Annotated in this window: 22 protein-coding genes, 1 tRNA gene and 1 pseudogene; 16 read left to right on the top strand and 8 right to left on the bottom strand. The window is 66.8% G+C overall.

Features of this window, described 5'->3' with window-relative positions; all coding sequences use genetic code 11:
- The first annotated feature begins 74 nt into the window (after positions 1 to 74).
- Entirely contained in the window at positions 75 to 1,043 is a 969-nt protein-coding gene (locus tag ABIB51_RS08560; protein WP_354187403.1) for a GlxA family transcriptional regulator, read from the top strand.
- Here ABIB51_RS08560 and ABIB51_RS08555 read toward each other — a convergent pair.
- Complete coding sequence (locus tag ABIB51_RS08555) at positions 1,040 to 1,375, bottom strand: protealysin inhibitor emfourin (protein ID WP_354187401.1); 336 nt, start codon at positions 1,373 to 1,375, stop codon at positions 1,040 to 1,042. The genes ABIB51_RS08560 and ABIB51_RS08555 overlap by 4 nt on opposite strands.
- Before the next feature lie 55 nt (positions 1,376 to 1,430).
- Positions 1,431 to 2,474 (bottom strand): M4 family metallopeptidase, encoded by a 1,044-nt coding sequence (locus ABIB51_RS08550; protein WP_354187399.1) that lies wholly within the window; start codon positions 2,472 to 2,474, stop codon positions 1,431 to 1,433.
- Positions 2,475 to 2,665: 191 nt separating this feature from the next.
- On the opposite strand from ABIB51_RS08550, the gene ABIB51_RS08545 reads away from it, so the two are divergent.
- Complete coding sequence (locus ABIB51_RS08545) at positions 2,666 to 3,070, top strand: SRPBCC family protein (protein ID WP_354187397.1); 405 nt, start codon at positions 2,666 to 2,668, stop codon at positions 3,068 to 3,070.
- 31 nt (positions 3,071 to 3,101) lie between these two features.
- Here the strand turns inward: ABIB51_RS08545 and yidC are convergent.
- The 5 genes and pseudogenes from yidC to ABIB51_RS08520 all read right to left on the bottom strand — a co-directional run.
- Positions 3,102 to 3,893 (bottom strand): annotated as a pseudogene (gene yidC / locus ABIB51_RS08540) (membrane protein insertase YidC); the annotation flags it as partial.
- A 106-nt stretch (positions 3,894 to 3,999) separates the two neighbouring features.
- Positions 4,000 to 4,072, bottom strand: a tRNA-Arg gene (locus tag ABIB51_RS08535).
- Between the two features lie 78 nt (positions 4,073 to 4,150).
- A complete protein-coding gene (locus ABIB51_RS08530) occupies positions 4,151 to 5,698 on the bottom strand; it encodes an FAD-dependent oxidoreductase (RefSeq protein WP_354187395.1) in 1,548 nt (515 codons plus the stop codon).
- A complete protein-coding gene (locus ABIB51_RS08525) occupies positions 5,695 to 6,567 on the bottom strand; it encodes an FAD:protein FMN transferase (RefSeq protein WP_354187393.1) in 873 nt (290 codons plus the stop codon). Before ABIB51_RS08525 ends, ABIB51_RS08530 begins: the two co-directional genes overlap by 4 nt.
- Positions 6,568 to 6,598: 31 nt before the next feature.
- Entirely contained in the window at positions 6,599 to 7,039 is a 441-nt protein-coding gene (locus ABIB51_RS08520) for an FMN-binding protein (protein ID WP_354187391.1), read from the bottom strand.
- Positions 7,040 to 7,284: 245 nt separating this feature from the next.
- Between ABIB51_RS08520 and argS the strand changes: the two genes are divergently transcribed.
- From argS to ABIB51_RS08470, 10 genes are all read left to right on the top strand, one after another.
- On the top strand, positions 7,285 to 8,949 hold the full coding sequence (argS, locus tag ABIB51_RS08515; protein ID WP_354187389.1) for an arginine--tRNA ligase: 1,665 nt from the start codon (positions 7,285 to 7,287) through the stop codon (positions 8,947 to 8,949).
- A gap of 5 nt (positions 8,950 to 8,954) precedes the next feature.
- Positions 8,955 to 10,448 (top strand): diaminopimelate decarboxylase, encoded by a 1,494-nt coding sequence (lysA, locus tag ABIB51_RS08510; RefSeq protein WP_354187387.1) that lies wholly within the window; start codon positions 8,955 to 8,957, stop codon positions 10,446 to 10,448.
- The gene (locus ABIB51_RS08505; protein WP_354187385.1) at positions 10,449 to 11,777 is read left to right on the top strand and encodes a homoserine dehydrogenase; all 1,329 of its coding nucleotides are present in this window, start codon (positions 10,449 to 10,451) and stop codon (positions 11,775 to 11,777) included.
- Positions 11,778 to 12,884 carry a threonine synthase gene (thrC, locus tag ABIB51_RS08500; RefSeq protein ID WP_354187383.1) on the top strand — a complete coding sequence of 369 codons (1,107 nt, stop codon included), beginning with the start codon at positions 11,778 to 11,780 and terminating at the stop codon, positions 12,882 to 12,884.
- A gap of 2 nt (positions 12,885 to 12,886) precedes the next feature.
- Positions 12,887 to 13,873 carry a homoserine kinase gene (thrB, locus tag ABIB51_RS08495; RefSeq protein ID WP_354187381.1) on the top strand — a complete coding sequence of 329 codons (987 nt, stop codon included), beginning with the start codon at positions 12,887 to 12,889 and terminating at the stop codon, positions 13,871 to 13,873.
- Positions 13,874 to 14,198: 325 nt separating this feature from the next.
- On the top strand, positions 14,199 to 16,382 hold the full coding sequence (gene rho, locus ABIB51_RS08490; protein WP_354187379.1) for a transcription termination factor Rho: 2,184 nt from the start codon (positions 14,199 to 14,201) through the stop codon (positions 16,380 to 16,382).
- Between the two features lie 188 nt (positions 16,383 to 16,570).
- Positions 16,571 to 17,644, top strand: a complete 1,074-nt coding sequence (gene prfA / locus ABIB51_RS08485; protein ID WP_354187377.1) for a peptide chain release factor 1 — start codon at positions 16,571 to 16,573, stop codon at positions 17,642 to 17,644.
- Positions 17,645 to 17,662: 18 nt separating this feature from the next.
- Complete coding sequence (gene prmC, locus ABIB51_RS08480; protein WP_354187375.1) at positions 17,663 to 18,568, top strand: peptide chain release factor N(5)-glutamine methyltransferase; 906 nt, start codon at positions 17,663 to 17,665, stop codon at positions 18,566 to 18,568.
- A gap of 15 nt (positions 18,569 to 18,583) precedes the next feature.
- Complete coding sequence (locus ABIB51_RS08475) at positions 18,584 to 19,273, top strand: L-threonylcarbamoyladenylate synthase (RefSeq protein WP_354187373.1); 690 nt, start codon at positions 18,584 to 18,586, stop codon at positions 19,271 to 19,273.
- Positions 19,270 to 20,037, top strand: coding sequence for a WecB/TagA/CpsF family glycosyltransferase (locus tag ABIB51_RS08470; protein ID WP_354187371.1), 768 nt, complete (start codon positions 19,270 to 19,272; stop codon positions 20,035 to 20,037). Before ABIB51_RS08475 ends, ABIB51_RS08470 begins: the two co-directional genes overlap by 4 nt.
- A 23-nt stretch (positions 20,038 to 20,060) precedes the next feature.
- Here the strand turns inward: ABIB51_RS08470 and ABIB51_RS08465 are convergent, their stop codons facing one another.
- A complete protein-coding gene (locus tag ABIB51_RS08465) occupies positions 20,061 to 20,957 on the bottom strand; it encodes a glycosyltransferase (RefSeq protein WP_354187369.1) in 897 nt (298 codons plus the stop codon).
- 296 nt (positions 20,958 to 21,253) lie between these two features.
- On the opposite strand from ABIB51_RS08465, the gene ABIB51_RS08460 reads away from it, so the two are divergent.
- From ABIB51_RS08460 to atpB, 4 genes are all read left to right on the top strand, one after another.
- Positions 21,254 to 22,360: an MraY family glycosyltransferase gene (locus ABIB51_RS08460; protein ID WP_354187367.1), complete on the top strand. Its 1,107-nt coding sequence runs from the start codon at positions 21,254 to 21,256 to the stop codon at positions 22,358 to 22,360.
- A 145-nt stretch (positions 22,361 to 22,505) separates the two neighbouring features.
- Complete coding sequence (locus ABIB51_RS08455) at positions 22,506 to 22,991, top strand: hypothetical protein (protein ID WP_354187365.1); 486 nt, start codon at positions 22,506 to 22,508, stop codon at positions 22,989 to 22,991.
- Complete coding sequence (locus ABIB51_RS08450; RefSeq protein WP_354187363.1) at positions 22,984 to 23,313, top strand: hypothetical protein; 330 nt, start codon at positions 22,984 to 22,986, stop codon at positions 23,311 to 23,313. The genes ABIB51_RS08455 and ABIB51_RS08450 overlap by 8 nt, the downstream gene beginning before the upstream one ends.
- A gap of 91 nt (positions 23,314 to 23,404) precedes the next feature.
- Positions 23,405 to 24,205 (top strand): F0F1 ATP synthase subunit A, encoded by an 801-nt coding sequence (gene atpB / locus ABIB51_RS08445; RefSeq protein ID WP_354187362.1) that lies wholly within the window; start codon positions 23,405 to 23,407, stop codon positions 24,203 to 24,205.
- The last annotated feature ends 3 nt before the right edge of the window (positions 24,206 to 24,208 follow it).

Genomic DNA, 24,208 nt, shown 5'->3' with positions numbered 1-24,208 from the left:
CGGGGGAGTAAAAAAAGTGGCAGAAATGCCCAAAAAGCTATAATTTCTGCCACTGTCTCTGTGAGAATGGGGTCATGATCAAATCAGTGGCAATGATCGTGGTCCCCAACTTCTCGATCTTCGAGTTCGCGACCGCTTTCGAAGTGTTCGGCATCGACCGCTCTGCCCGCGGAAACGGCGTCCCCGCGTTTGAATTCCGGGTCTGCACCCCGGAGCCAGGCGACGTCCCGCTCAAATCCGGCCTCTCCATGCACGTAGGTCTCGGGATGGAAGCGGCGGCGGACGCGGATCTGGTGGTGATGTCGCCGTTCGGCCGGGACGAGGACGTCCCCGAATCCGTCCTGGACGCGCTGCGGGCCGCCCACGCCCGCGGGGCCTGGGTCATGTCCATCTGCTCCGGTGCCTTTGCCCTGGCGCGGGCCGGCCTGCTCGACGGCCGCCGCTGCACCACGCACTGGCATTACTCCCAGGAGCTCGCCAGCCGGTTCCCCGCCGCCCAGGTGGATGAAAACGTGCTCTACGTCGAGGACGACCGGATCATCACGAGCGCGGGCACGGCCGCCGGCATCGACGCCTGCCTGCACCTGGTCCGGGTGGAATTCGGTGCCAACGTGGCGGCAACCATTGCCCGGGACATGGTGGTCCCGCCGCACCGCGACGGCGGACAGGCCCAGTTCATCGACCGGCCGATCCCGCCCTGCGGCTCCGAGCCCATGGAGCAGCTGCTGCAGTGGATGGTGCTGCATCTGGACCAGGACCATTCCGTCAACGAACTGGCGTCCCGCGTCCACATGTCGCCCCGGACGTTCGCCCGGCGCTTCCGCTCGGAGACCGGAGCGACCCCCGCGGCGTGGCTCAACTCCCAGCGGGTGCTCCGGGCACAGGAATTGCTCGAGACCACGGACCTCAACATCGACGAGATCGCCCGGGAATCAGGCTTCGGCCACTCCGTGCTGCTCAGGCACCACTTCACCAAAGTGCTGGACACCAGCCCGCAGTCCTACCGCCGCACCTTCCGCGGGCACCTGGCCGCCGCTGTCTAAGCCCCAGGTCCCAGGATGCCGTCCGACGGCGGCAGGCCGCCCGGCTGGGCGGGCGTCGACTCTGCCGCAGCCCGGGTGTGGTCGACCAGTTCCCGCCAGGGTCCTGTGACGGACTGTTCCGGCAGTGTGGCCCTCCGCTGGCCGGCGCGGATGCTGTAGAGGAAGCGGTCAGGCTGCCCGTTGGCCGCCCGCGCGGTTTTCGGCGCATCGTCCCAGGGGCACGCCTCAACGAGCGGCTGCCACAGTTCCTTGTCATCCGGGGGCGTGGCCAGCACGGACCAGGTCCGTTTCATGCCGGCAATGCCGCCGCTGCGCTGGACGGTGATTTTCACGGGACTGGGATTTTCATGGAGCCGGGACCTTCATGGAGTGATCCTCAAGGGTTGCTCAGAGCTTGACCTTCACAGTTTCCCACGCCGAGCGCACGGCGTCATGTTCCTTGGAGCCCGCACCGAAGAGCTCCTTGGCGGACAGCGCCGTGGCCTTGGCAAAGGCGCGGAAGGTGGCGTTTGGCGCCAGGGTGCCGCCGGTCAGGGTCTCGTACCAGATCTGCGCGGGGGCGTCCCAGGCGTTGCCGCCCAGGGCCGTCGCGACCAGGCAAAATGCCCGGTTGGGGATTCCGGAGTTGAGGTGCACCCCGCCGTTGTCGGCGCTGGTCCGGATGTAGCCGTCCATCGAGTCCGGCTGCGGGTCCTTTCCCAGCACGTCGTCGTCGTAGGCAGTTCCCGGTGCTTTCATTGAACGCAGGGCCGAGCCCTGGACCTGGTCCGTGAACAGCCCTTCGCCGATCAACCAGCTGGCCTCCGCCGTCGACTGCTTCCGCACGTGCTGCTCAACGAGCGCTCCAAACACATCGGACATGGACTCGTTCAGTGCACCGGCCTGGTTCCGGTAGGCCAGACCGGCGGAATACTGGGTCACGCCGTGGGCCAGTTCGTGGCCGATGACGCTGAGGGACTTCGTGAACCGCTCGAAGACCTGGCCGTCACCGTCCCCGAAGACCATCTGACGGCCGTCCCAGAAGGCGTTGTCATAAAGGCGGCCGAAGTGGACGGTGGCATCGAGGGGCATCCCGTTGCCGTCGATGGAATTCCGGCCGAACGCCTCGGCATAGAGCCGGTGGGTGTGCCCGAGCCCGTCGTAAGCCTCATCGGCCGCCGGATCGCCGGTGGCGGGCTCGCCCTCCTTCCGCACCACGCTGCCGGGCAGTTGTTCCGAGAACTTCGCGTCGTAGACGGTCCGCTCCGGAGACGCGGGCTTGAGCCCGCGCATCCCCGGGGGAGGAGCCGGGGAAGGGACAATCCGGGACGCCTGGAAGCTTTTGACGTGCAGCAGCGCTTCCCGCGCCGCACGCGCTGCCCCGGAGAGCCGTGGTTCCTGCTGCGCTGCCAGCCGGCGCAGCATGTACGGAGGAATGATGGAACAGAACATGCGAGACCCCTTTTACTTAGGCGGGGCCACCGGCCGGTGCGCAGCCGACTCCCGGTCCGCCGCCGCCGCCGGCCGCCGGAACCCCGCTGCCGATGGACAAAGCATACGAGCGGGCGCCGACATTTGGCAGGGGACCGGGCCGGCGATTGTCCGTGCCTGTTCGTGGTCCGTGCCCGGACGTAGAATCGCGCATGGAAAAACTGCGATATTCGGTGACGGTCAATGCGCCCGTGCAGGACGTGTGGCACTCGATGCTGGACGATGCCAGCTACCGGGAGTGGACCAGGGTCTTCAACTCCGGTTCCCGCTACGAGGGCGGCTGGGACCAAAGCGGCGAAATCCGGTTCCTGGGTCCGGACGACGACGGCTCACTCGGCGGCATGAAAGCGACCGTTGAGCAGTACAGGCCGCACGAATTCATTTCCCTGCGCTACACCGGCCAGATTGTCGGCGGTGTGGATGACACCGCGAGCAATGCTGCCAAGGCCTTCATCGGTGCCCACGAAACCCATGCGTTCAAGGAATCAGACGGCGTCACCACCGTTGACGTGGAGCTCGACGGCGAGGAGGAGTTCGTCGCCGAGTCGCGGAGCTGAGCCGGCGGACTTGCCCGGCCGGCGCCTCTCAGGGCGACCGCGGGTCAAGGACGAACTGTTGCGCCATGGTCCAGAGGTTGGTGGTGGTCCAGTAGATCAGGACCCCGAGGGGGAAGAGGATGCCACCCACGCCGAAGATGACCGGCAAGGCGTAGAGCAGGGTTCTCTGCTGCCACATGAACGCAGCTGCCGCGGTCTCAGCGGACAGGTTCCTGGCCAAGATGCGCTTCTGGGTGATGAACTGCGCGGCCGTCATGGTGAGGATCATCAGAATGGCCAGCACTGCGGCGCTGAGGGGATCACCGGCGCCGACGTGGAGCAGGGAAGCGGACAGGGGAGCGCCGAAGATTCTCGACGCCCCGAACTGCACCACCTGCTCCGCGGTCATCGCCCCGATGCCCTGGCCCTTGGCGGCCGCCGTCGCAATGCCTGACATCACGGTGAAGAGCGCGAAGAAGAATGGCACCTGGATCAGCAAAGGAAGGCACGCCGAGAACGGGTTGGTGCCATGCTTTTTGTACAGGGCCATCTGTTCCTGCGCCATGGCCTGCCGGGACAGCGGGTCGGTCTGGCCGTTGTACTTCTCCTGCAGCTTCTTCAGATCAGGCTGCAGCAGCCGCATGCTGCGTTGGGCCTTGATCTGCTTCAGGGATACGGGAATCAGTGCGGCGCGGATGACCAGCACCAGGCCGATGATGGACAGGGTCCAGGTCCAGCCGCCGGCCGCCGCCATGCCGATGGTACCCAGGCCATCGTGGAGTCCCACCATGATGGCCGAGACCAGCCATTGGAACGGAAACAGCAGCGCTGCACCGAAGTCCATCCGATGTCCCCATTCGTAGGGCCGCAGCGCGGCCTGTAAACCTGCACCCTGTCAGCAAACACGAAAGAACCCCCAGAATCCAGTGGATCCTAGGGGTTCTTGGCTGTGCCCTCGATTGGAATCGAACCAACGACCTTCTGCTCCGGAGGCAGACGCTCTATCCCCTGAGCTACGAGGGCAATCAGGGTTCCTGCCGTTACCGGCGGGACGTCCTAGAGCTTAGCAGGAAGGTGGCCTCCAAGGGAAAATCGACGCGCTCAGTAGCCCGAAAAGGAGTCCACATGGACGCGCCGGGCGCCGGCATCCCGCGCAGCGGCGCGGAGGGAGCGGACGCTGGCGGGCGAACCGGAAACGAAGACGTCACGGCCGGCGATGTCCGGCACCAGCGTCTTCAGCGAACCCCCGGCAATCCTGCCGGGCCCTGCATCCTGCATGGACGGCGGCGGGACGGAGCCATCTGCGAGCCGGGCCAGAACCCGGGCGCCGGAACGTTCGAGCTCCCCGGCGTAGGCCAACTCCTCGGCGTTCCTGACCAGGTACAGCAGCACTACGTCCCTGTCCCGGGCCGCGCCCGCGGCCAGCTGGGCCAGATAAGGCGTGATGCCGATCCCGGCCGCAATCAGCAGCACCGGCGTCGAGGGTTTCCGGGGCAGGACGAAATCTCCGCCCACGGTGGTGGCGGTCAGTTCTTCGCCGTGCTCCAGGTCCAGCAGCGACCGTTTGGCCGAGGACAGCGGCTCGGCTGTTCCCACCCCGATCCTCAGCTCCGGGGCGCCCGGAGCGCTGGTCAGGCTGAACACCCGCCGCCGCCCCTTGCCATCGGGCTTCCCGGCAGCCTTGTCGTGGGGCAGGTGCAGCTCCAGATACTGGCCGGGGCTGAACCGGACCGGATGTTCCGGCATGAAATGGAACTCGGTCGTCGTCGGCGTCAACGGCCGGGAGCCCTTGAAGCGGAGCCGGACGCCGCCGCGCTGCCCGGCGGCGAAGGCGAGGGCGTTGCCGACGAGCAGCGCCAGTTCGGGGGAGTTGGCGACGAAGCCCAGGTTGTACGGGATGGCGAACAGCAGCCCGACGACGGCGGCAAGGGCCAGCTGCTGCCAGCGCCGCGGCGGCAGCGTGAGCGGCTCCGTGAGCATAAAGCCGACGAAGAACAGCACCGGACGCTGGGCCAGCGGCTGCCACAGTGCCTCGCCGATCCCCGCACCGGCCCGGAGCAGTTCGGCCGCCACGATGGACACGGCCACCACCGTGAACACGGTGGCCATCAGCATCTTCCGCACCCGGTAGAGCACAAGGAGCACACCGGGCAGCAGGAGCCAGAGCATGGCAGGTGTGGCAGCCCACCAGGTGGCGATGTTGAGGCCGGTCAGCCCGGTGATGAAGGCCCCGGCCGCCGCCGGATTGAAGATGTGGCGGCCGCGCCGGGCCAGGGCGTACTTGGAGGCGGAGGCCAGGACGCAGGCCAGCGCCACACCGGCCAGGTCCAGCAGCTGCACCCCCGCCGAGATCTGCGTCGGCCAGAACAGGAAGTACAGCAGCAGGCCCGTGATCAGGGACGACTCGGTATGCGGGCGCACGTGGAAAAGGGCCGCCAGTGCGCGGTTGGAGCCGTACGTCAGTCCGAGGCACAGCGCCAGGTGCGCAAGCATCTCCGGCAGCCCGAAGGTCAGCCAGCCGAGCACGTTCAGCAGCAGGCTGTATGCCGCGAGCACGGCCAGGACCCAGAGCACCAGCCGGTACATCGTGAACCGGCCCAGTGCAGTGTCCAGCCGGGAGCCGATGGGAGTCGAGATTACGGCAGTCATGAGAACAGCGCCCCTTCAAATTCGGCCGAATATTCGGCGTGCCCGTCCGAGTACACGGTCAGCCAGGAAAAATCGAAGACGGTCCGCAACCGGGGTCCGTCGACGAAAAACAGGGCGGTTGCCAGCGCGTCGGCCAGCATCGCGGTTCCGGCCATGGCCCAGCTGGCCACGACGGTCCGCACGGGCGCGCCCGTGGTGCCGTCCAGGACATGGTGCAGCCCGTCTCCCCAGGTCCGCCGGTTCGCGGCGGACGCGCACAGGGCGCCGGCGCCAAGGCTGATGACGCCGATGGCGCGGGACGGATCGTAGGGGTGCTCCAGGGCTACCTCGACCGGCGCCGTCCCGGGGTTCAACAGGTCCCCGCTGGCGTCGATGAAATGCTCGCCGATCCCGGCGGCGAGGAGTTCGGCGGAAAGCAGATCGGCCAGCTGCCCCTTCCCCGCCGCGCCGACGTCGATCACGACGGGCGCGCTAATGGTCAGCACCGTGCCGTCCCATTCCAGCACGTCTTCCCAGCGCGGGGCGGGAAGCGGGGGACCGCCGGGCCGCAGCGAGTACCCTTCGTCGTAGCCGAGCTGTTCGAGGCTGCCGCCGATCAGCGGGGTCATGGCGCCGTCGCTGAGCCGGTACAGCGTCTCGTAGAGCGGGCCGAGGCCGGCGGCCCCCGCGGGCAGCTGATAGCTCCCCGGCTGCCGTGCCGCCCGGGCTACGAGGGAGTCCGGCCGGAATCGGGACCAGGCGGCGTCGTAGTCCGCCACGACGTCGAGCAACCGCCGGCAGTGCTTCTCCGGCAGCGGGGAGGGCGTGGAAACCTCCCAGCGGGTACCGATCCCCTCGAAACTGAAGTCCGTCCAGCCCGGATGCGGCACGTGGCCTCCCTACCGCCCGGCTGCCGGACGACTACGCGGCATCGGCCTTGATCTTTTTCACGGCCGCGTTGAAGCCGCCGCTGGTCAGCGAGGAACCGGCCACCTTGGAGACCTTGATCTCATCGAGACTCTTGCCCATGATCTGGGACTTGATGCCGCCGGCGAACTCGCCCTGGAACTTCTTGGTATTGGGGTTGGACGGATGCGGGGTGATGGTGACATCGGATACCGTCCCGCCGGCCAGCGTCAGCTGCACGCCCACCGTCTCGGTGCCGTTCGGCGAAATGTAGTTGCCGTCGGCGGAGTAGATGCCGTCCTTGTAGTTGCCGTTTGCGGTACCGGGCGCGGACGTCGCGCCCGGGGCAGCCTGCGCTGGCGTGTTCTGGGCGCCGGGTGCGCAACCGGCCGCGGTTCCGGCCAGGGACAGGCCGGCGATGCCGACCAGGACGGTCTTGCGGAGCGAGGTGTTCATGCCGAGGCTCGTTTCATGGGTCGATCGGACAAGTTTGATCGGACAGGGGGTGTCGCTCAAGGCGGTTACACCGATGACAACGTTCTCTTCAGCCTAATGGTTCACTCCGGAGACGACCTTGAAAAGATTGTGTCGACCGGCCCGTGATGCCGGGGCCCTCATGCGGCCGGTCCGGTGCCGCTGCGACGGCCCGTCATGCCGCCGCCGAATTCCGCCACATTGCGGGCCACCGGTAGGCTGGAACCGTGACCCCAGAAGAACTCTCCCTCGCCATTTCCGCCTGCCTGAAAGACGCCGTCGCTGCCGGCGAAATCGGGCTCTCCGCATCCGACGTCCCGGATGAGGTGCGCGTGGAGCGGCCGAAGAACCGGGACCACGGCGATTGGGCCACCAACATCGCCCTGCAGCTGGCCAAGTCAGCCGGCTCCAATCCGCGGGAGTTCGCCGCCGTTCTCGGCGCACGGCTGAAGTCCATCGACGGCGTCTCCGCCGTCGACATCGCAGGCCCCGGGTTCCTTAACATCACGGTGGACGCCGGCGCTGCCGGCGCCCTGGCCAAGGCAATCGTTGAGGCGGGCACGGCGTACGGCACCAACTCGGCGCTCGCAGGCCACGTGGTGAACATGGAATTCGTCTCCGCCAACCCCACGGGCCCGCTGCACATCGGGCACACCCGCTGGGCGGCCCTGGGCGACTCGATCGCCCGCGTGCTCCGGGCATCCGGCGCCGATGTCACGGCCGAGTACTACGTCAACGACGCCGGCTCGCAGATGAACGTCTTTGCCCGCTCTGTCCTGTCCCGGCTGCACGGCCGCGGCGTTCCCGAGGGTGGCTACCCGGGCGAGTACATCGCGGACCTCGGCCATGAGGTCCTGACGCAGCACCCGGACATCCGCGAACTGACCGATGTGGCGGCGCTGCCGGTCATCCGCAGCGCGGCCTACAAGGCGCAGCTGCACGACATCAAGCGGACCCTTGCGGAGTTCGGCGTCGACTTCGATGTGTACTTCTCCGAGCAGGAACTCCACGACGCCGGTGCCATCGAGGACGCCGTGGCACGGCTCCGCGAACAGGGCCATGTCTACGACGACGGCGGCGCGGTCTGGCTGCGCACCACGGACTTCGGCGACGACAAGGACCGCGTGATGATCCGCGCGAACGGCGAGCCGACGTACTTCGCCGCCGACGCCGCCTACTACCTCTCCAAGAAGGACCGCGGCTTCACCGAAAAGATCTATCTGCTCGGCGCCGACCACCACGGCTACATCAACCGGCTCAAGGCCATCGCCGCCGCCGCCGGCGATGACCCCGAGGTCAACATCGAGGTCCTGATCGGCCAGCTGGTCTCCGTCAACGGCGCCAAGCTGTCCAAACGCGCCGGCAACATCATCGAGCTCAAGGACCTGATCTCCTGGCTGGGCAAGGACGCCGTCCGCTACTCGCTGGCACGCTTCCCGGCCGACTCGCCGCTGACCCTGGACCCCGAGCTGCTCAAAAAGCACAGCAATGAGAACCCGGTGTTCTACGTCCAGTACGCCCACGCCCGGTCCCGGGGCACGGCCCGCAACGCGGTGGCTGCCGGCGTCGAGCGCCGTGTGGACGGCAGAGACAGCTTCGAGGCCTCGCTGCTGGACCACGCAACGGAGAACGAGCTGCTCTCCTACCTCGGCAGCTACCCCTCGATCGTGGCCAAGGCCGCGGAGCTGCGCGAACCGCACCGGGTCGCCCGGCACCTGGAAGTCATTGCCGGCGCGTACCACCGCTGGTACGACGCCTGCCGTGTGGCCCCGCAGGGCGACGAGCCCATTACCGATGTGAACCGTACCCGGCTGTGGCTCAACGAAGCCACCAGCCAGGTGCTGGCCAACGGCCTGGAACTGCTGGGCGTCTCGGCGCCGGAACGGATGTAACTGCCATGACCGCTGCCACAGGAAAATCTGCCAACCCGGCCTCCCCGCTCGCGCCGGAGTGGCTGCAGGTCCCCGCGGACCTCAACGCCCTGCACGAGCCGATGTGGGCGGCCGGCGTCGCCCGGAACGGCGACGGCGAACTCGCCATCGACGGCATCCCGGTCAGTGAGCTGCAGCGCCAGTACGGGACGCCGCTGTTCGTCATGAGCGAGAACGACTTCCGCGCCCGGGCGCGTGCTTTTTCCGACGCGTTCAACGACGCCTTCGCCGATATCTGCGGGGGAGTGGACGTCTACTACGCCGGGAAGTCCTTCCTGTGCACCGCGGTGGTCCGCTGGGTGGAGGAAGAGGGACTGCGTCTCGACACCGCTTCCGGCGGGGAACTCGCCGTCGCGGCGCGTGCCGGCATCCCGGGCGCCGACGTCGCCCTGCACGGCAACAACAAGTCCGACGCCGAGATCCACCGGGCCCTGGACATGAAACTGGGCCGGATCGTCGTGGACAGCCTCGCCGAGCTCGACCGCGTCGCCACGATCGCCGCAGCCCGGAACGAAACCGCCAGGGTCATGCTGCGGCTCACGCCGGGCGTGTACGCCCACACCCACGAGTTCATCGCCACCGCGCACGAGGACCAGAAATTCGGGCTCTCCATGGCCGGTGACTCCACGGAGCAGGCCGGGCTGTCCGCGGCCGAGGAAGCCGTGGCCGCGGCCTCGGGCTATGACAGCATCGAACTCCTGGGCCTGCACTGCCACATCGGCTCGCAGATTTTCGAGCCGGACGGCTTCGCCCTCGCGGCGGAGAAACTCCTGGACTTCCTGGCCGCGATGCAGGCCAAATACTCCATCGTGCTTCCGGAACTGGATCTGGGCGGCGGCTACGGCATCGCCTACACGCCCGTGGACAGCCCGCGCCCGGCCACCGAGATCGCCCAGGCGATGGCCGCCGTCGTCCGTTCCAAGTGTGCCGAGCTCAGCATCACCGCTCCCCGGATCTCGATCGAACCGGGGCGCGCGATCGTGGGCACCACCACTTTCACCCTCTACGAGGTCGGCACCCTGAAGACTGTCCGGGTCGATACCCCGGCAGGCGGAACGGCCGGAACGGCAGATGAAGAGCCGGAAAACGTTACGTACCCGCGCCGGTATGTGTCAGTGGACGGCGGCATGAGCGATAACGCCCGTCCGGTGCTGTACGACGCGGATTATTCCGCGATTCTGGCGACGCGGACCTCCGATGCGGCCCCGCAGCTGTCCCGAGTGGTGGGCAAACATTGCGAGAGCGGCGACATAGTTGTTAGAGATGTATATCTGCCCGAGGACGTGGCAGCCGGTGATCTGCTCGCTGTACCGGGGACCGGCGCCTACTGCTGGGCCCTGTCAAGCAACTACAACTATCTGGCCCGGCCGGGCGTTGTCGCTGTGCGCGATGGATCTGTCCGGCTGATTGTCCGCGGGGAAACCGAACAAGATCTGCTGAACCGCGACATGGGAGTCTGAATGACAGAATTGCGAACCCTGAAAGTAGCCCTGCTGGGCTGTGGCAACGTTGGGGCCCAGGTTGCGCGGATTCTCATTGACGACGCCGAATCGCTGGCCTCCCGGACGGGGGCGCGCCTCGAACTGAGCGGCATCGCCGTCCGGAATGTCGATGCGCCGCGCGACGTCGAACTGCCGCACGAACTGTTCACCACCGACGCCGAGACCCTCGTCAAGGACGCCGACCTCGTGATCGAACTGATGGGCGGCATCGAGCCGGCCCGCAGCCTGATCCTGACCTCCATCCGGCACGGGGCCTCCGTGGTCACCGGCAACAAGGCCCTGCTGGCGCAGGACGGTCCGACGCTTTACGAGGAAGCGGACAAGGCCGGCGTCCAGCTCTCCTACGAGGCCGCCGTGGCCGGGGCCATTCCCATCCTCCGCCCCATCCGGGACAGCCTGTCCGGTGACCGGATCACCCGCGTGCTCGGGATCGTCAACGGCACCACCAACTTCATCCTGGACCAGATGGACTCCACCGGGGCGCAGTTCGCCGATGCCCTGGCCGAGGCCCAGCGCCTGGGTTACGCGGAAGCGGACCCGACGGCCGACGTCGAAGGCCACGACGCCGCCGCGAAGGCAGCCATCCTTGCTTCGTTGTCCTTCCACACACGCTTCGCCCTGGAGGACGTCCACTGCGAGGGCATCAGCTCCGTCAGCGCCGCAGACATCGCCGCCGCGAAGGAATCCGGGTTCGTCATCAAGCTGCTCGCCATCGCCGAGAAGCTGCCTGCCGCAGGCACGGATACGGACGGCCAGCCGGGCGTCTCGGTGCGCGTGCACCCCACCCTGCTGCCGCGTGAACACCCCCTCGCCGCCGTCCGCGGCGCGTTCAACGCCGTCTTCATCGAGGCCGAGAACGCCGGTGAACTGATGTTCTACGGCCAGGGCGCCGGCGGTACCCCGACGGCTTCGGCCGTCATGGGTGACCTCGTGTCCGCTGCCCGCCGGCTGGTCCTTGGCGGCCCCGGCCGGACCGAAACGACCACAGGCCACGTCCCGGCGCTGCCCATCGACGCCGCCGTCACGAGCTACTACATCGGCCTCGATGTCGCGGACCAGCCCGGCGTGCTGGCCCGGATCGCCCAGCTGTTCGCCGAGCACGGCGTGTCCATCGAAATCATGCGGCAGACCATCCACCGGGATGCCGATTCCAAGGTGGAGTCGGCGGAACTCCGGATCGTCACCCACCGTGCAAGCGAGGCTGCACTGTCAGCCACCGTCGAGGCCGTGAAGGGCCTGGACGTCATCAATTCCGTTACATCCGTACTCCGGGTAGAAGGAGTCTAAGTGGCTCACCAATGGCGCGGAGTCATCCGCGAATACGCCGAACGCCTGCCTGTCACCGAGGCCACGAAGGTCATCACCCTGGGCGAGGGCGGCACCCCGCTGGTGCCTGCCCTGAAGCTCTCCGAACTGACGGGGTGCGATGTGTACCTCAAGGTCGAAGGCATGAACCCCACCGGTTCCTTCAAGGACCGCGGCATGACCATGGCCATGACGGCGGCCGTCGCCGCCGGTGCCAAGGCCGTGGTGTGCGCCTCCACCGGCAACACCTCCGCGTCCGCCGCCGCCTACGCGACGGCGGCGGGGCTGCAGTGCGCCGTGCTGGTCCCCGAGGGCAAAATCTCCATGGGCAAGCTGAGCCAAGCGATCGCGCATGGCGCCACGCTGCTGCAGGTCGCCGGAAACTTCGACGACTGCCTCGACATCGCCCGGAAACTGGGGGAGTCGTACCCGGTGTTCCTGGTCAACTCCGTCAACCCCGCACGGATCGAAGGCCAGAAGACCGGAGCGTTCGAGGTGGTCGACGCCCTCGGCGACGCCCCCGATTTCCATGTCCTCCCGGTAGGCAACGCCGGCAACATCAGCGCGTACTGGAAGGGCTACAAGGAGTACTCCGCGCCGTTCGAGTCCACGACGGCCGGCACCCTGGCCCCCGTGGCCACCAAGACGCCCGTCATGTGGGGCTTCCAGGCCGCCGGCGCGGCGCCGTTCGTCGCCGGCCACCCCATCACCGAACCCGACACCATCGCGACCGCCATCCGGATCGGCAACCCGGCCTCCTGGGATACCGCCGTGGCTGCGCGGGATGAGTCCGGCGGCGTGATCGAGGCCGTGACGGACGAGGAAATCCTCTCCGCCCACCGCTGGCTGTCCGCCCGCGAAGGCGTCTTTGTGGAGCCCGGCTCCGCTGCCGGCGTTGCCGGGCTGATCAAGAAGCACGCCGCCGGGGAAGTCCCCGCCGGGAAAACGATTGTCATCACGGTCACCGGCCACGGCCTGAAGGACCCGCAGTGGGCCCTTCGGACCGAGGACGGCAGCGACGTCGAGCCCGTAAAGGTCTCCAACGACGTCGTCACGGTAGCCTCCGCCCTGGGACTGGAAGAAAAATAGCCTTGGAAACCACGCTCACCATTCCGGCCGAGTCTCCCGCCGACGCCCCGGCAGTGCCGGCCGGCCAGCTGGTCACCGTGCGGGTGCCGGCCACCAGCGCCAACCTGGGACCCGGCTACGACAGCCTCGGGCTGGCGCTGTCGCTGCACGACACGCTGACGGTGGAAACGCTGGCCGGCGGTGAGCTGGAGTTCGAACTCAGCGGCGAGGGTGCGGAAACCCTGCCGCGGGACGCGAGCCACCTGGTGGTCAAGGCCATCACCGAGGCGCTGCACCGGTTGGGTTTCCGGCACGAAGGGCTGCGGATCACCGCCGACAACGTCAACCCGCACGGCCGCGGCCTTGGCTCGTCGGCCTCCGCCGTGGTCGCCGCCGTGACGGCAGCGAATGCGCTGGTCCCGGAGGCGTCCCGGCGCGGCAAGGACTGGATCCTGCAGCTGACAAGCGACATGGAAGGCCACCCGGACAACGTCGCACCTGCCATATTCGGCGGACTGGCGCTGTCGTGGCAGGACAGTGACCAGTACAGCAGCACGTGTGCCGCCGTCGCGGAATCGGTGATTCCGGTCGTTGCCGTCCCGGATTTTGAGCTTTCCACCGAGGCGGCGCGTGCCCTGCTGCCGGCGTCGGTAGGCCACCACGCCGCGGCCATGAACTCGGGCCGGGCCGCCCTGCTGATCCATGCGCTGACGCAAAAGCCCGAATTCCTGCTGCCCGGCACCGAGGATTACCTGCACCAGAGCTACCGGGCGCAGGCGATGCGGCCCAGCGCCGAACTGATCGCGGCCCTGCGGCGCGCGGGCCACGCCGCCGTCGTCTCCGGAGCAGGACCCACGGTGCTGGTCCTTGCCAACGGGGAAGCGGAAGCGGGGGCCGTGTTCGACTTCATCGGTTCCCACACTGCAGGCAACACGCCGGAAGTGGCCTGGCGTGTGATGAAGCTGGCTGTGGACGTTGAAGGTGCTAAAGTGGAAGTGCACCGGCGGTAATCACGCAGGCGGTAATACAGTTACTGTTCAAAAGACCGCGATGTTGGCCCAGTTGCCTCTCTCATCTTTCACTGCGCAATATTCTCCGGTGCCACCTGCTTTTGGTCTGACGCAGGACTCAGCAGACACTATCTCTGCCATCTGAAATGTCAGCCCGCCGTTCCCTAAGTTCCGGGAACGCGCCAGGTGAACGCAGTATCCGGCCTTGCTGGCCAAAATCCATCCGGCAGGGCCGAAATCCCGGCTGCAGATCTGAACTGCAGCCCAGATCAAATCATCGCGTCCAGCTCCTAGTCTGGACGCCGTCGAGGGGGAAGGATCCTTCGTGACCGAAACCACTGAGCTGTCTTCAGCTGTGGAAACATCATCTTCTGCTGCCGGATCGTCAACGTCAGCACCCGCCAAGAGCAGCGGCCTCGCAGGCCTCAAGCTCGCCCAGCTCCAGGCTCTTGCCAGCCAGCTCGGTATTTCCGGCGGGTCCCGCATGCGTAAGGGCGATCTGGTCTCAGCCATTTCGGCCCATCGTGCGGGCACTCCGGTGAACAAGGCTCCGGCCCGCGCCGCTGAAAAGGCAAGCGAAAGCACCGTTTCGAAGGCCGCCGTTGCAGCGCCCGTCGCAACCACCGTCGAGGCCGACGGCCAGGACAACTCCAGGGCCCGCGGCCGTGGCCGCAGCCGGCGTGCAGGCAGCGACGGGGTCATCACGACTCCGACCGCCGAAGCACCGGCCGCTGCTGCCCCCGCGGTGGAGGCCGCCGCCGAGTCGGGCAGCACCGAAAACGGCTCCTCCGCTTCCGGCACGGAAGCCGGCGAACGCACCCGCCAGCCCCGCACCCGCAACCGCCGCCGCGGCGAAGCTGCCGCGCAGACTGCAGGCGACGAGGCACCGGCCGAGCAGGCTTCCGGCGACCAGCGCCAGGCCGAGCGCACGGAACAGCGTTCCGAGCAGCGCACGGAGCAGCGTTCCGAGCAGCGCACGGAGCAGCGTTCCGAGCAGCGCGGCGCAGACCAGCGCCAGTCCGAACAGGGCAGCGAAGACGGCCAGCGCCGCGAGAACACCCGCACCCGCGGCGGCCGTGACACCACGGAAACCGCCGGCCGCGACACCAACCGTCGCGATGACACCCGGGACAACACCCGCGACATCGACGATTCGGACGGCGGAAGCCGCCGGAACCGCCGCAACCGGCGTGACCGCAACGATCGCAATGACCGCTCGGGGGGCCAGGACAGCCGCGACAACTCCTCGCGCAACGACCGCTTCCGCGACCGCAACGACCGCCGTCGGGGACGCACCCAGGGACCGGACGTCGACGACGTCGAGGTCACCGAGGATGATGTCCTGCTGCCCGTCGCCGGTATCCTCGACGTGCTGGAGAACTACGCGTTCATCCGCACCTCCGGTTACCTGCCGGGCCCGAACGACGTCTACGTGTCCCTTGCCCAGGTCAAGAAGTACAACCTGCGCAAGGGCGACGCCTGCGTCGGTGCCATCCGTGCACCGCGTGAAGGCGAGGCACCGCAAGGTTCCCAGCAGCAGTCCGCACGCCAGAAGTTCAATGCCCTGGTCCGCGTCACCTCGGTCAACGGCAAGACCCCCGAGGAACTCAAGGACCGCGTCGAATTCGCGAAGCTCGTCCCGCTGTACCCCTCCGAGCGCCTGCGCCTCGAGACGGACCCGAAGAAGATCGGCCCCCGCGTCATCGACCTGGTTGCCCCGATCGGCAAGGGCCAGCGCGGCCTGATCGTTTCGCCGCCGAAGGCCGGCAAGACGCTCATCCTGCAGTCCATCGCCAACGCCATCACCACCAACAATCCTGAGGTCCACCTCATGATGGTGCTTGTTGACGAACGCCCCGAAGAAGTCACGGACATGCAGCGCACCGTCAAGGGCGAGGTCATTGCCTCCACCTTCGACCGTCCCGCCGACGACCACACCACCGTGGCCGAGCTCTCCATCGAGCGCGCCAAGCGCCTTGTGGAAATGGGCATGGACGTTGTGGTGCTCCTCGACTCGATGACCCGACTGGGCCGCGCCTACAACCTGGCAGCACCGGCCTCCGGCCGCATCCTGTCCGGTGGCGTGGACTCCGCCGCGCTGTACCCGCCGAAGCGCTTCTTCGGTGCAGCCCGCAACATCGAAAACGGTGGCTCGCTGACCATCCTGGCAACCGCCCTCGTGGAGACCGGTTCCAAGATGGACGAGGTCATCTTCGAAGAGTTCAAGGGCACCGGCAACATGGAACTGCGCCTGTCCCGCCAGTTGGCGGACAAGCGCATCTTCCCGGCCGTGGACGTCAACGCGTCCGGTACCCGGCGCGAGGAAAATCTGCTTTCCCCCGAGGAAGTCAAGATCATGTGGAAGCTGCGCCGCGTCCTCTCCGGACTCGAAACGCAGCAGAGCCTTGAACTCCTGACCAACAAGATCCGGGAGACCCAGAGCAACGTCGAGTTCCTCATGCAGGTGCAGAAGACAACGCTTGGTGCGAAGTCCGATAACGACAAGTAGCGTCGCGTAACCGCTCGAAAATTGGCGGTCCCGCCCCTCCGCCGGGTGGCTCACGATCTGCGATCGAGAGCCACCCGGCCAGGGCAGGCCCGAAGCCACTCCCTGGCCGCCAATTTATCGAGCGGTTGTTGGTTTAAAAGGGCCCGCCCGCAGTTACTAGACTTGAGAGAGTCGAAAGAGGTTTGAAAATGTTTGAGTCCGTACAGGGGCTGTTGGATGAGCATGATGCCATCCAGGCGCAGCTTGGGGATCCTGCCGTTTATGCTGACCAGCGGCTGGCCCGGAAACTGGGGCGGCGTTCGGCTCAGCTGAACGGCATTGTCGAGGCCTACCATGCCTGGCACGGCATCCAGGATGACCTGGCGGCAGCCAAGGAGATGGCCTCGGAGGATCCGGAGTTTGCCGCGGAGGTGCCCGAACTGGAGGCCGCGCTGGAGACGGCCGCGGCAAAGCTCCGCCGGCTGCTGATCCCGCGCGATCCCGACGATGCCCGCAACGTGATCCTCGAAGTCAAGGGCGGCGAAGGCGGCGACGAGGCTGCCCTGTTCGCTGCCGACCTGCTGCGGATGTACACCCGCTATGCGGAATCCCGCGGCTGGAAGACGGAAATGATTTCCGCCAACGAATCCGACCTTGGCGGGTACAAGGACGTCCAGGTGGCCATCAAGGGCAACTCGAACGACCCCGCCGAGGGCGTCTACGCCCGGCTGAAGTTCGAAGGCGGCGTGCACCGCGTGCAGCGCGTCCCCGTGACGGAATCCCAGGGCCGCATCCACACCTCGGCCGCCGGCGTGCTGGTGCTCCCCGAAGTGGACGAGCCCGAGGAACTCGAGATCAACCAGAACGATCTCAAAATCGACGTCTACCGCTCCTCCGGGCCCGGCGGGCAGTCCGTCAACACGACCGACTCGGCCGTCCGCATCACCCACCTTCCCACCGGAATCGTGGTGGCCATGCAGAACGAGAAGTCGCAGCTGCAGAACCGCGAGGCCGGCATGCGCGTCCTGCGCGCCCGCATCCTGGCGCACCAGCAGGAACAGATCGACGCCGAGAACTCGGCCCAGCGCAAGTCGCAGATCCGCACCATGGACCGCTCCGAGCGCATCCGCACATACAACTACCCGGAAAACCGGATCGCTGACCACCGCACCGGCTACAAGGCCTACAACCTTGACCAGGTCATGAACGGCGACCTGGAACCCGTGATCCAGTCGGCCATCGAGCTGGACGAACAGTCCCGGCTCGACGCCATCGGCGAATAAGCGCCAGGTGCCGTGGTGATGACTGATGACCCTGCGCTGAGCCTTGCGGAGGCAGTCCGCGAGGCGACAGCCGTGCTGGCCGCTGCCGGGGTTCCCAGCCCGCGGGTCGACGCCGAACTCCTCGCCGAGCACCTCCTCGGCGTCGGCCTTGGCCGGCTCCGGGCAATGATGCTGGGCGACTCGCCGGCGCCGGAAGGCTACGCCGGGCTCGTGGCCGAGCGGGCGCAACGGATCCCGCTGCAGCACATCACCGGCGTGGCGCACTTCCGCTACCTGGAACTGGCTGTCGGCCCGGGGGTGTTCATTCCCCGTCCGGAAACCGAATCAGTGGTGCAGCTGGTCATTGACTGGCTCAAGGACAGGGACCGCCGGCAGGACCTGCCGCACCCCAAAGTGGCGGACCTGGGTACCGGATCCGGGGCCATCGCCGGGTCGATTGCCCACGAAGTGCCCGGCGCCGAGGTCCATGCGGTGGAATTCAGCGAGTTCGCGCACGCGTGGGCCGCAAAGAACCTGCTGCCCCTTGGTGTGAATCTGGTCCGCGGGGACCTGCGCACGGCCCTCCCCGAACACAACGGCAGCTTCGACGTCGTCGTCTCCAACCCTCCGTACATCCCCGCCGAAGCAATCCCGAACGAGCCCGAAGTGGCGCTGCACGATCCGCCCGAGGCGCTTTATGGCGGGGGAGCGGACGGAATGGAACTGCCGACGGCGGCCGCGGCCTCCGCCGCACGGCTGCTGCTTCCCGGCGGCTACTTCGTGATGGAACATGCGGAAGTCCAGGCGGGCCGGATTGCCGGCATGCTGCGGCGATCCGGGCTGTGGACCGCAGTGACGACGCACCTGGACCTCAACGGTAAGGAGCGCGCAACCAGCGCGGTCCTCGCCTCCGGGGACGCGGCGGACAGAGCAGCCCGGAACTGATGAAAGAATAGGGCAGTGACGACTAGCTACGATTGCACGGCAGCTGAGCAGCGGGCTGCAGGACTTGAGCACGCCCAGCGGGCCATCCGGGAACACAAATGCGTGGTTTTCCCGACGGACACCGTGTACGGGATCGCCGCCGACGCCTTCTCGCCGCTGGCCGTCACCATGCTGCTTGCCTCCAAGGGCCGCAGCCGGAAGATGCCGCCGCCCGTGCTGATCCCCAGGCTCAACGCGCTCGACGGGCTCGCCACCGACGTCCCGGCTGAGGCGAGGCGGCTCGCGGAGGCCTTCTGGCCCGGCGGACTGACGCTGATCCTGCATGCCCAGCCCTCGCTGGACTGGGATCTGGGGGAGACCAAGGGCACTGTCGCCCTGCGGATCCCGGCCGACGACATCGCCCAGGACCTCCTCACCATCACCGGACCGCTGGCCGTCTCCTCCGCGAACCGCACCGGACACGCCGCCGCGCAGACGGCCGCGGAGGCCGAGGAGCAGCTCGCGGACTCCGTCGAGGTCTACCTCGAAGACGGCCGCCGGCCGGTCGAGGGTGCGGACGCCCTGCCCTCCACGATCGTTGACGGCACGGCCCTGCCCCTGCGGGTGGTCCGCCAGGGAGCCATCAGCCTGGAACGCCTGCGCGAAGTGGTGCCGGGATTGCTGGACATCGACGGCAACGCCGCCGAGGGCGAGACGCCGGCATGACCCTGCAGCGACAGTTCGTCCCTTTCCTCGAGGTCGACGCGACGCCCATGACGGTGGCCGAACTGACGGACGTGCTCAACCGGTTCGTCGCCGAAGGCGGCACCAGGACAATCGTGGGCCACAACCTGCACAGCGTGACCCTGCTGCATTCCGATCCGGAATTCCGTGCCTTCTACGAACAGAGCGACGTGGTGCTCATTGACGGCGCCCCGGTGCTGTGGCTCTGGGCCAAGGGCCAGGAAGGGGACGGCGCCATGGACCGTGCCATGGACTACCGGCTGGGTTCAACCGACTGGATCCCGGCGCTGGAGCACATCGAAGGGCTCCAGCGGATCGCGATCATCGGCGCCGGCGGTCAGGCCAACGCCCAAGCCGTGGCCCGGCTCCAGGAAGCCGTCCCGCACGCGCAGGTGGATGGCATGCCCGGCGAGGGCTGGAACGGGGAACTCGAAGCGGAAGCCATTCAATGGCTGGAGCGGCTGCGTCCGCAGCTGGTGCTGCTGGGCCTCGGAATGCCGCTCCAGGAACAGGTGCTGCAGCGGAGCCTGGCCTCCCTGCCTCCGGCCGTGTACTGCACCGTCGGCGGTGCCATCGAACAGATCGCCGGAATCCAGAAACTCGCACCGCGGTGGATCGGACGCCTCGGACTCGAATGGGCCTGGCGGCTCCTGCTGCACCCGAAGCGCGTGGCGTACCGCGTGTTCGGCGAGCCCTGGGTGCTGCTGGGACTGCTGCTCCGGCGGCGCCTCCGCCGGAAGGGCTAGTATTTGCGCGCCGGGGCCAGGCCCTAGAACTTCTGGTCCTCCAGCGGTCCGAAGCCCTTCCCGCGAAGCCCGGTGGAAAAGGCCCGGAACCAGTCGGCCAGGCCGCGGAAGTCTCCGCGGCGCAGGAAGTAGCCCAGGTAGCCGCCTACATCCGCGACGAGGGACTTGACCCGGAAGTAGCGTCGGATCAGGTACCCGCGGTTGCGGTAGTAGTAGTAGCGCTTGAAGGCCGTTTCCGGAACGATCACATGCCACCGGGCGCCGAAGACATGCTTGGTCTCCGCGAACGCGTGCGGGTGGGTGATCGCCGCCGTCGTCACCGTCCCGAACCGGATGCCCGCTTTCCGCAGCCGGAGCGTGAAGTCCACTTCGTCGCCGCGGATGAAGAGCCGCATATCGGGCAGGCCCACCTTGAAGAAAACGTCGGAGCGGATCAACGCGCCGTTGAAGAAGTGGCCGTCGTCGGGGAGGAACCCGACTTTCTCAACTTCGGCACGGTCGTGCGTGACTTTGCCGTCCAGGCGGAAGAAGAAGGACAGTCGGTCCGGGTGGCCGGGTGCAACCACGAGGGGGACGACGGCGTCGAGGTCGCGTGCCGCAGCCTCCCGGAGCAGGGTGGCGAGGCACTCGGCGTCGGCCGGCTCGGCGTCGTCGTCCATCATCCAGATCCAGTCCGCCCCGCTGGCCACTGCTTTAAGGACCGCGAGGGAGAAACCGCCCGCCCCGCCCAGGTTCGCTTCGGACCGGACGTAATCGACGTTGCCGTGCTCCGCGGCGACGTGCTTGGCAGGCTCCGTGCCGCTGTCAACGAGGCAAATGGAGCGAACCGGAGCCGTCTGGTTGTTGATGGCGTTCAGAAGAACAGCCAGCTCCCGGGGACGGTCAAACGTCACGGCGGCAACTGCTACCGACTGGGTCATCGCGGGGGTCCTTTCAGCGGGCCTTGAGTGGTTTTCCCGCCGGCGATGGGCCGTGTGACGCGAAGACAGGTGGCCGTTGGCATTAGTATCTTGACTAGAGTCCACTGTAATACAGCCCTGTCAGGCACTACGCACTGCCTGCCCTGAGCACGGCGACGGAGAAGTTTCATTTACCGAAAGACAGTTCTACGGCAATTGGCGCCACCCCCCTCCCCAAACCCGCTGCGGACACCGTGGCTGCGGAATGTGCAGCCGGGTGCGGCTGGCGCTGACGCCTCCGGGCAGGTGGCTTCGGCATGATCATGTACCTGCTGATGATGCTCACCGCCGCTGTCGTGAGCTACGCGGCCACATGGGGAGCCCGCCTGGTCGGACACAAGCTGGAGCTGTACTCGCCGATCCGCAGCCGCGACATGCATTCCACCCCGATTTCCAGGCTCGGCGGCCTGGGCATCTTTGCCGGGGTCCTCGTGGCCCTGGTCACGGCGAGCAACTCGTTCTTCGTCAAGGACATCTTCCGCAACAACGACGCGCCGTGGGGGATCCTGGCCGGTTCCGCCGTGATTGTGCTGGTGGGAGTGGCCGACGACCTGCTGGATCTGCGGTGGTGGGTCAAGCTGATCGGCCAGAGCGCCGCAGCGCTGGTGGTGGCTACGTGGGGCGTGCGGATGACGATCATCCCGTTCATATCCGAGCCGTTCGTGATCGAGAACCAGGCCGTGAGCATCGTGTTGACGGCCGGGCTGATCGTGACCACCATGAACGCGTTTAACTTCATCGACGGGCTGGACGGCCTCGCTGCCGGGGTCGCAATCATCGGGGGAGCGGCGTTCTTCCTCACGGCCTACTGGGTGCACCGGACCGCCGTTCTGCTGGACCGCTCTGACCTGGCCACCCTCCTGACAGCCGTTGTGGTCGGCAGCTGCGTCGGCTTCCTGCCGCACAACTGGTTCCCCGCAAAGATCTTTATGGGTGACTCCGGGGCCATGCTGATCGGCCTGATCATGGCGTCGGCGGGCATCGTGTCCACCGGACAGATCAGTTCCGGGCTGTACGACCGGGCCAACGGTATCCCCACGATCATCCCGATACTCCTGCCCTTCGCCGTGTTGTTCCTGCCGCTGCTGGACCTGGGCCTGGCGGTGGTGCGGCGCACCGCCCTGGGACGTTCACCGTGGTCTGCCGACCGCGGGCACCTGCACCACAAACTCCTGGACTTCGGCTACTCGCACCGCGGCGCGGTGGTGCTGATGTACCTGTGGACGTGCATCCTGGCTTTCGGGGGACTGGCATTTGCCATCTTCCCCTGGCAGATCGTGCTGGCCGTCGATGTTGCGGCCACCGCGATCATGGCCGTCGTGACGGCCTGGCCCTACCTCCGCCAACGGGCACCGCTGGCCTAGCCTCCAGTGGCTGGGGACTGCCCCGGCCGGAGCAAATGCCGGCGGCAATACGCTTTCCGAATAATTTCTATCTCGTGTAGAATTCAGGGGCGGCTTCCGGCCGCGGCCCTGCCCCGAGCAACACCCCTTCGACGATTGGGATCTTATGACCTCCAGCGCCGGTCCCGGACGCCCGTCCGGTAACGGGCCCGTTGGCGTCTCCGGTCCCACGGGATCGCTGTGGCTGCACCTGCTGGCCCTGAGTTCGGCAGCCGCCGGCGGGGCCCTGCTGCTGGCAGGGCTGGGCGTACTTCTGCTGGACGGCATGGAGGCCGCGCTTTCCTGTCTCTTCGGCGGTGCACTGGTGATGGCGTTCTTCGCGATCAGCCTGCTGGTCGGCCACTTAGCCGGCCGAAACAACCCCTCCGGCGCCATCGGCCTGTTTGTCGGGACGTATTTCATCAAGGTCGTCGGCTTTGCCGTGGTCCTTTTCGCGATCGGCGCCCCCGCCTGGTTGAACGGCAAGTGGTTCCTCGCCGGCGCTGTCGTGACAGTGGTGTCGTGGCAGTCCGCGGAAATCTACGGCTTCAGCAAAGCGCGGCTGCAGATCTATAACGACCCCGAAACCAAAGAAAGCGGCACCGATGTTTAGCCGCAAAGACGGACGCAAAAACAAGCCCCGCACCCCGAAAACCACGTCCGGTGCCCCCGGTGTATCCGAGGACGGCGGGGACGGCGGATACAACGCCGGCATCGCCGTGTTCAGCTACATTGTTGGCGGAATCATCGTCTGGAGTTTGATAGGGTGGGGTCTGGATAATCTGTGGGGAACCCGCTGGATTGTGCTCGCAGGCGCACTGCTTGGAGCCGCGGGAGGGTTCTATCTTTCTCATATGCACGGCCTCACCAGTTCCGGTACATCAGCTGGCGGGGACAATGCTGCACGTGGCCCGGCCAAGGGCGAGGAACAGTAATGCCAAATAATTTCACAGGGGGAATGGCTGACAGGAATGTCGCCGGTCCCCGACCGACGCCCAATGATGGACACTGCAGAGAGGAAACGCGTTGATCGCGCTTGCGCTCCCGGCCCAAGATTCAGGAGAGTTCACTCCTCCTGGAATTGATGAAATGCACCTGCCGGCTATCCTGCCGTGGGGTGCGGCGGACGGATTCTCCAAGCAGATGCTGCTGGTAATCCTGTCTGTCGTTATTATCGCTACATTCTTTCTGCTAGCTGCCCGTAAGGGCCAGCTTGTTCCCGGCAAACTGCAGTTCGCAGGCGAGATGGCCTATGGCTTCGTCAGGAACAGCATCGCCAAGGACATCATCGGCGGCAAAGACTTCATGAAGTACGTCCCGCTGCTGTTCAGCCTCTTCTTCTTCATCCTGGTGAACAACATCTACGGCGCCATTCCGGTGATCCAACTCCCGAGCTTCTCGCACGTCGGCGGCGCCTACGTACTGGCCGCCATTGTGTACATCACCTGGATTGGAATCGGCGTCAAGAAGAACGGGCTGAAGTACTTCAAGCTGGCCACCGTGCCGAGCGGAGTGCCTGGCTACATCCTCCCGATCGTCATTCCGATCGAGATCATCTCCAACTTCCTGGTCCGCCCCGTGACGCACAGCCTCCGTCTGTTCGCCACGATGCTGGCCGGCCACCTGATCGTCATGATTGCCGGTTCCGGCATCGAGTACCTCGTCATGCAGGAAAACGTGCTGCTGAAGGGGACCTCCGTCCTCGTGCTCGCCGGTGCGATCGCCATGTACATGCTGGAAGCGCTGATCATGGCGCTGCAGGCCTATGTTTTCACCCTGCTGACAGCCATCTACATCGAAGGCGCCCTGCACGCGGACAGCCACTAGGCA

This window comes from Arthrobacter sp. UYCu712, from assembly GCF_040547005.1.
In the GTDB taxonomy this organism is placed as follows: Bacteria; Actinomycetota; Actinomycetes; order Actinomycetales; family Micrococcaceae; genus Arthrobacter.
The sequence above is the reverse complement of the archived record's forward strand: the minus strand, read 5'-3'. Positions and strand labels throughout refer to the sequence as shown.

Bases quoted from the DNA above. Each gene is read 5' to 3' on its own strand.
- ABIB51_RS08560 (WP_354187403.1), top strand. From the start codon at position 75: ATGATCAAATCAGTGGCAATGATCGTGGTCCCCAACTTCTCGATCTTC.
- ABIB51_RS08550 (WP_354187399.1), bottom strand. From the start codon at position 2,474: ATGTTCTGTTCCATCATTCCTCCGTACATGCTGCGCCGGCTGGCAGCG.
- ABIB51_RS08545 (WP_354187397.1), top strand. From the start codon at position 2,666: ATGGAAAAACTGCGATATTCGGTGACGGTCAATGCGCCCGTGCAGGAC.
- ABIB51_RS08530 (WP_354187395.1), bottom strand. From the start codon at position 5,698: ATGACTGCCGTAATCTCGACTCCCATCGGCTCCCGGCTGGACACTGCA.
- ABIB51_RS08520 (WP_354187391.1), bottom strand. From the start codon at position 7,039: ATGAACACCTCGCTCCGCAAGACCGTCCTGGTCGGCATCGCCGGCCTG.
- lysA (WP_354187387.1), top strand. From the start codon at position 8,955: ATGACCGCTGCCACAGGAAAATCTGCCAACCCGGCCTCCCCGCTCGCG.
- ABIB51_RS08505 (WP_354187385.1), top strand. From the start codon at position 10,449: ATGACAGAATTGCGAACCCTGAAAGTAGCCCTGCTGGGCTGTGGCAAC.
- prfA (WP_354187377.1), top strand. From the start codon at position 16,571: ATGTTTGAGTCCGTACAGGGGCTGTTGGATGAGCATGATGCCATCCAG.
- prmC (WP_354187375.1), top strand. From the start codon at position 17,663: ATGACTGATGACCCTGCGCTGAGCCTTGCGGAGGCAGTCCGCGAGGCG.
- ABIB51_RS08470 (WP_354187371.1), top strand. From the start codon at position 19,270: ATGACCCTGCAGCGACAGTTCGTCCCTTTCCTCGAGGTCGACGCGACG.
- ABIB51_RS08465 (WP_354187369.1), bottom strand. From the start codon at position 20,957: ATGACCCAGTCGGTAGCAGTTGCCGCCGTGACGTTTGACCGTCCCCGG.
- ABIB51_RS08460 (WP_354187367.1), top strand. From the start codon at position 21,254: ATGATCATGTACCTGCTGATGATGCTCACCGCCGCTGTCGTGAGCTAC.
- ABIB51_RS08455 (WP_354187365.1), top strand. From the start codon at position 22,506: ATGACCTCCAGCGCCGGTCCCGGACGCCCGTCCGGTAACGGGCCCGTT.
- ABIB51_RS08450 (WP_354187363.1), top strand. From the start codon at position 22,984: ATGTTTAGCCGCAAAGACGGACGCAAAAACAAGCCCCGCACCCCGAAA.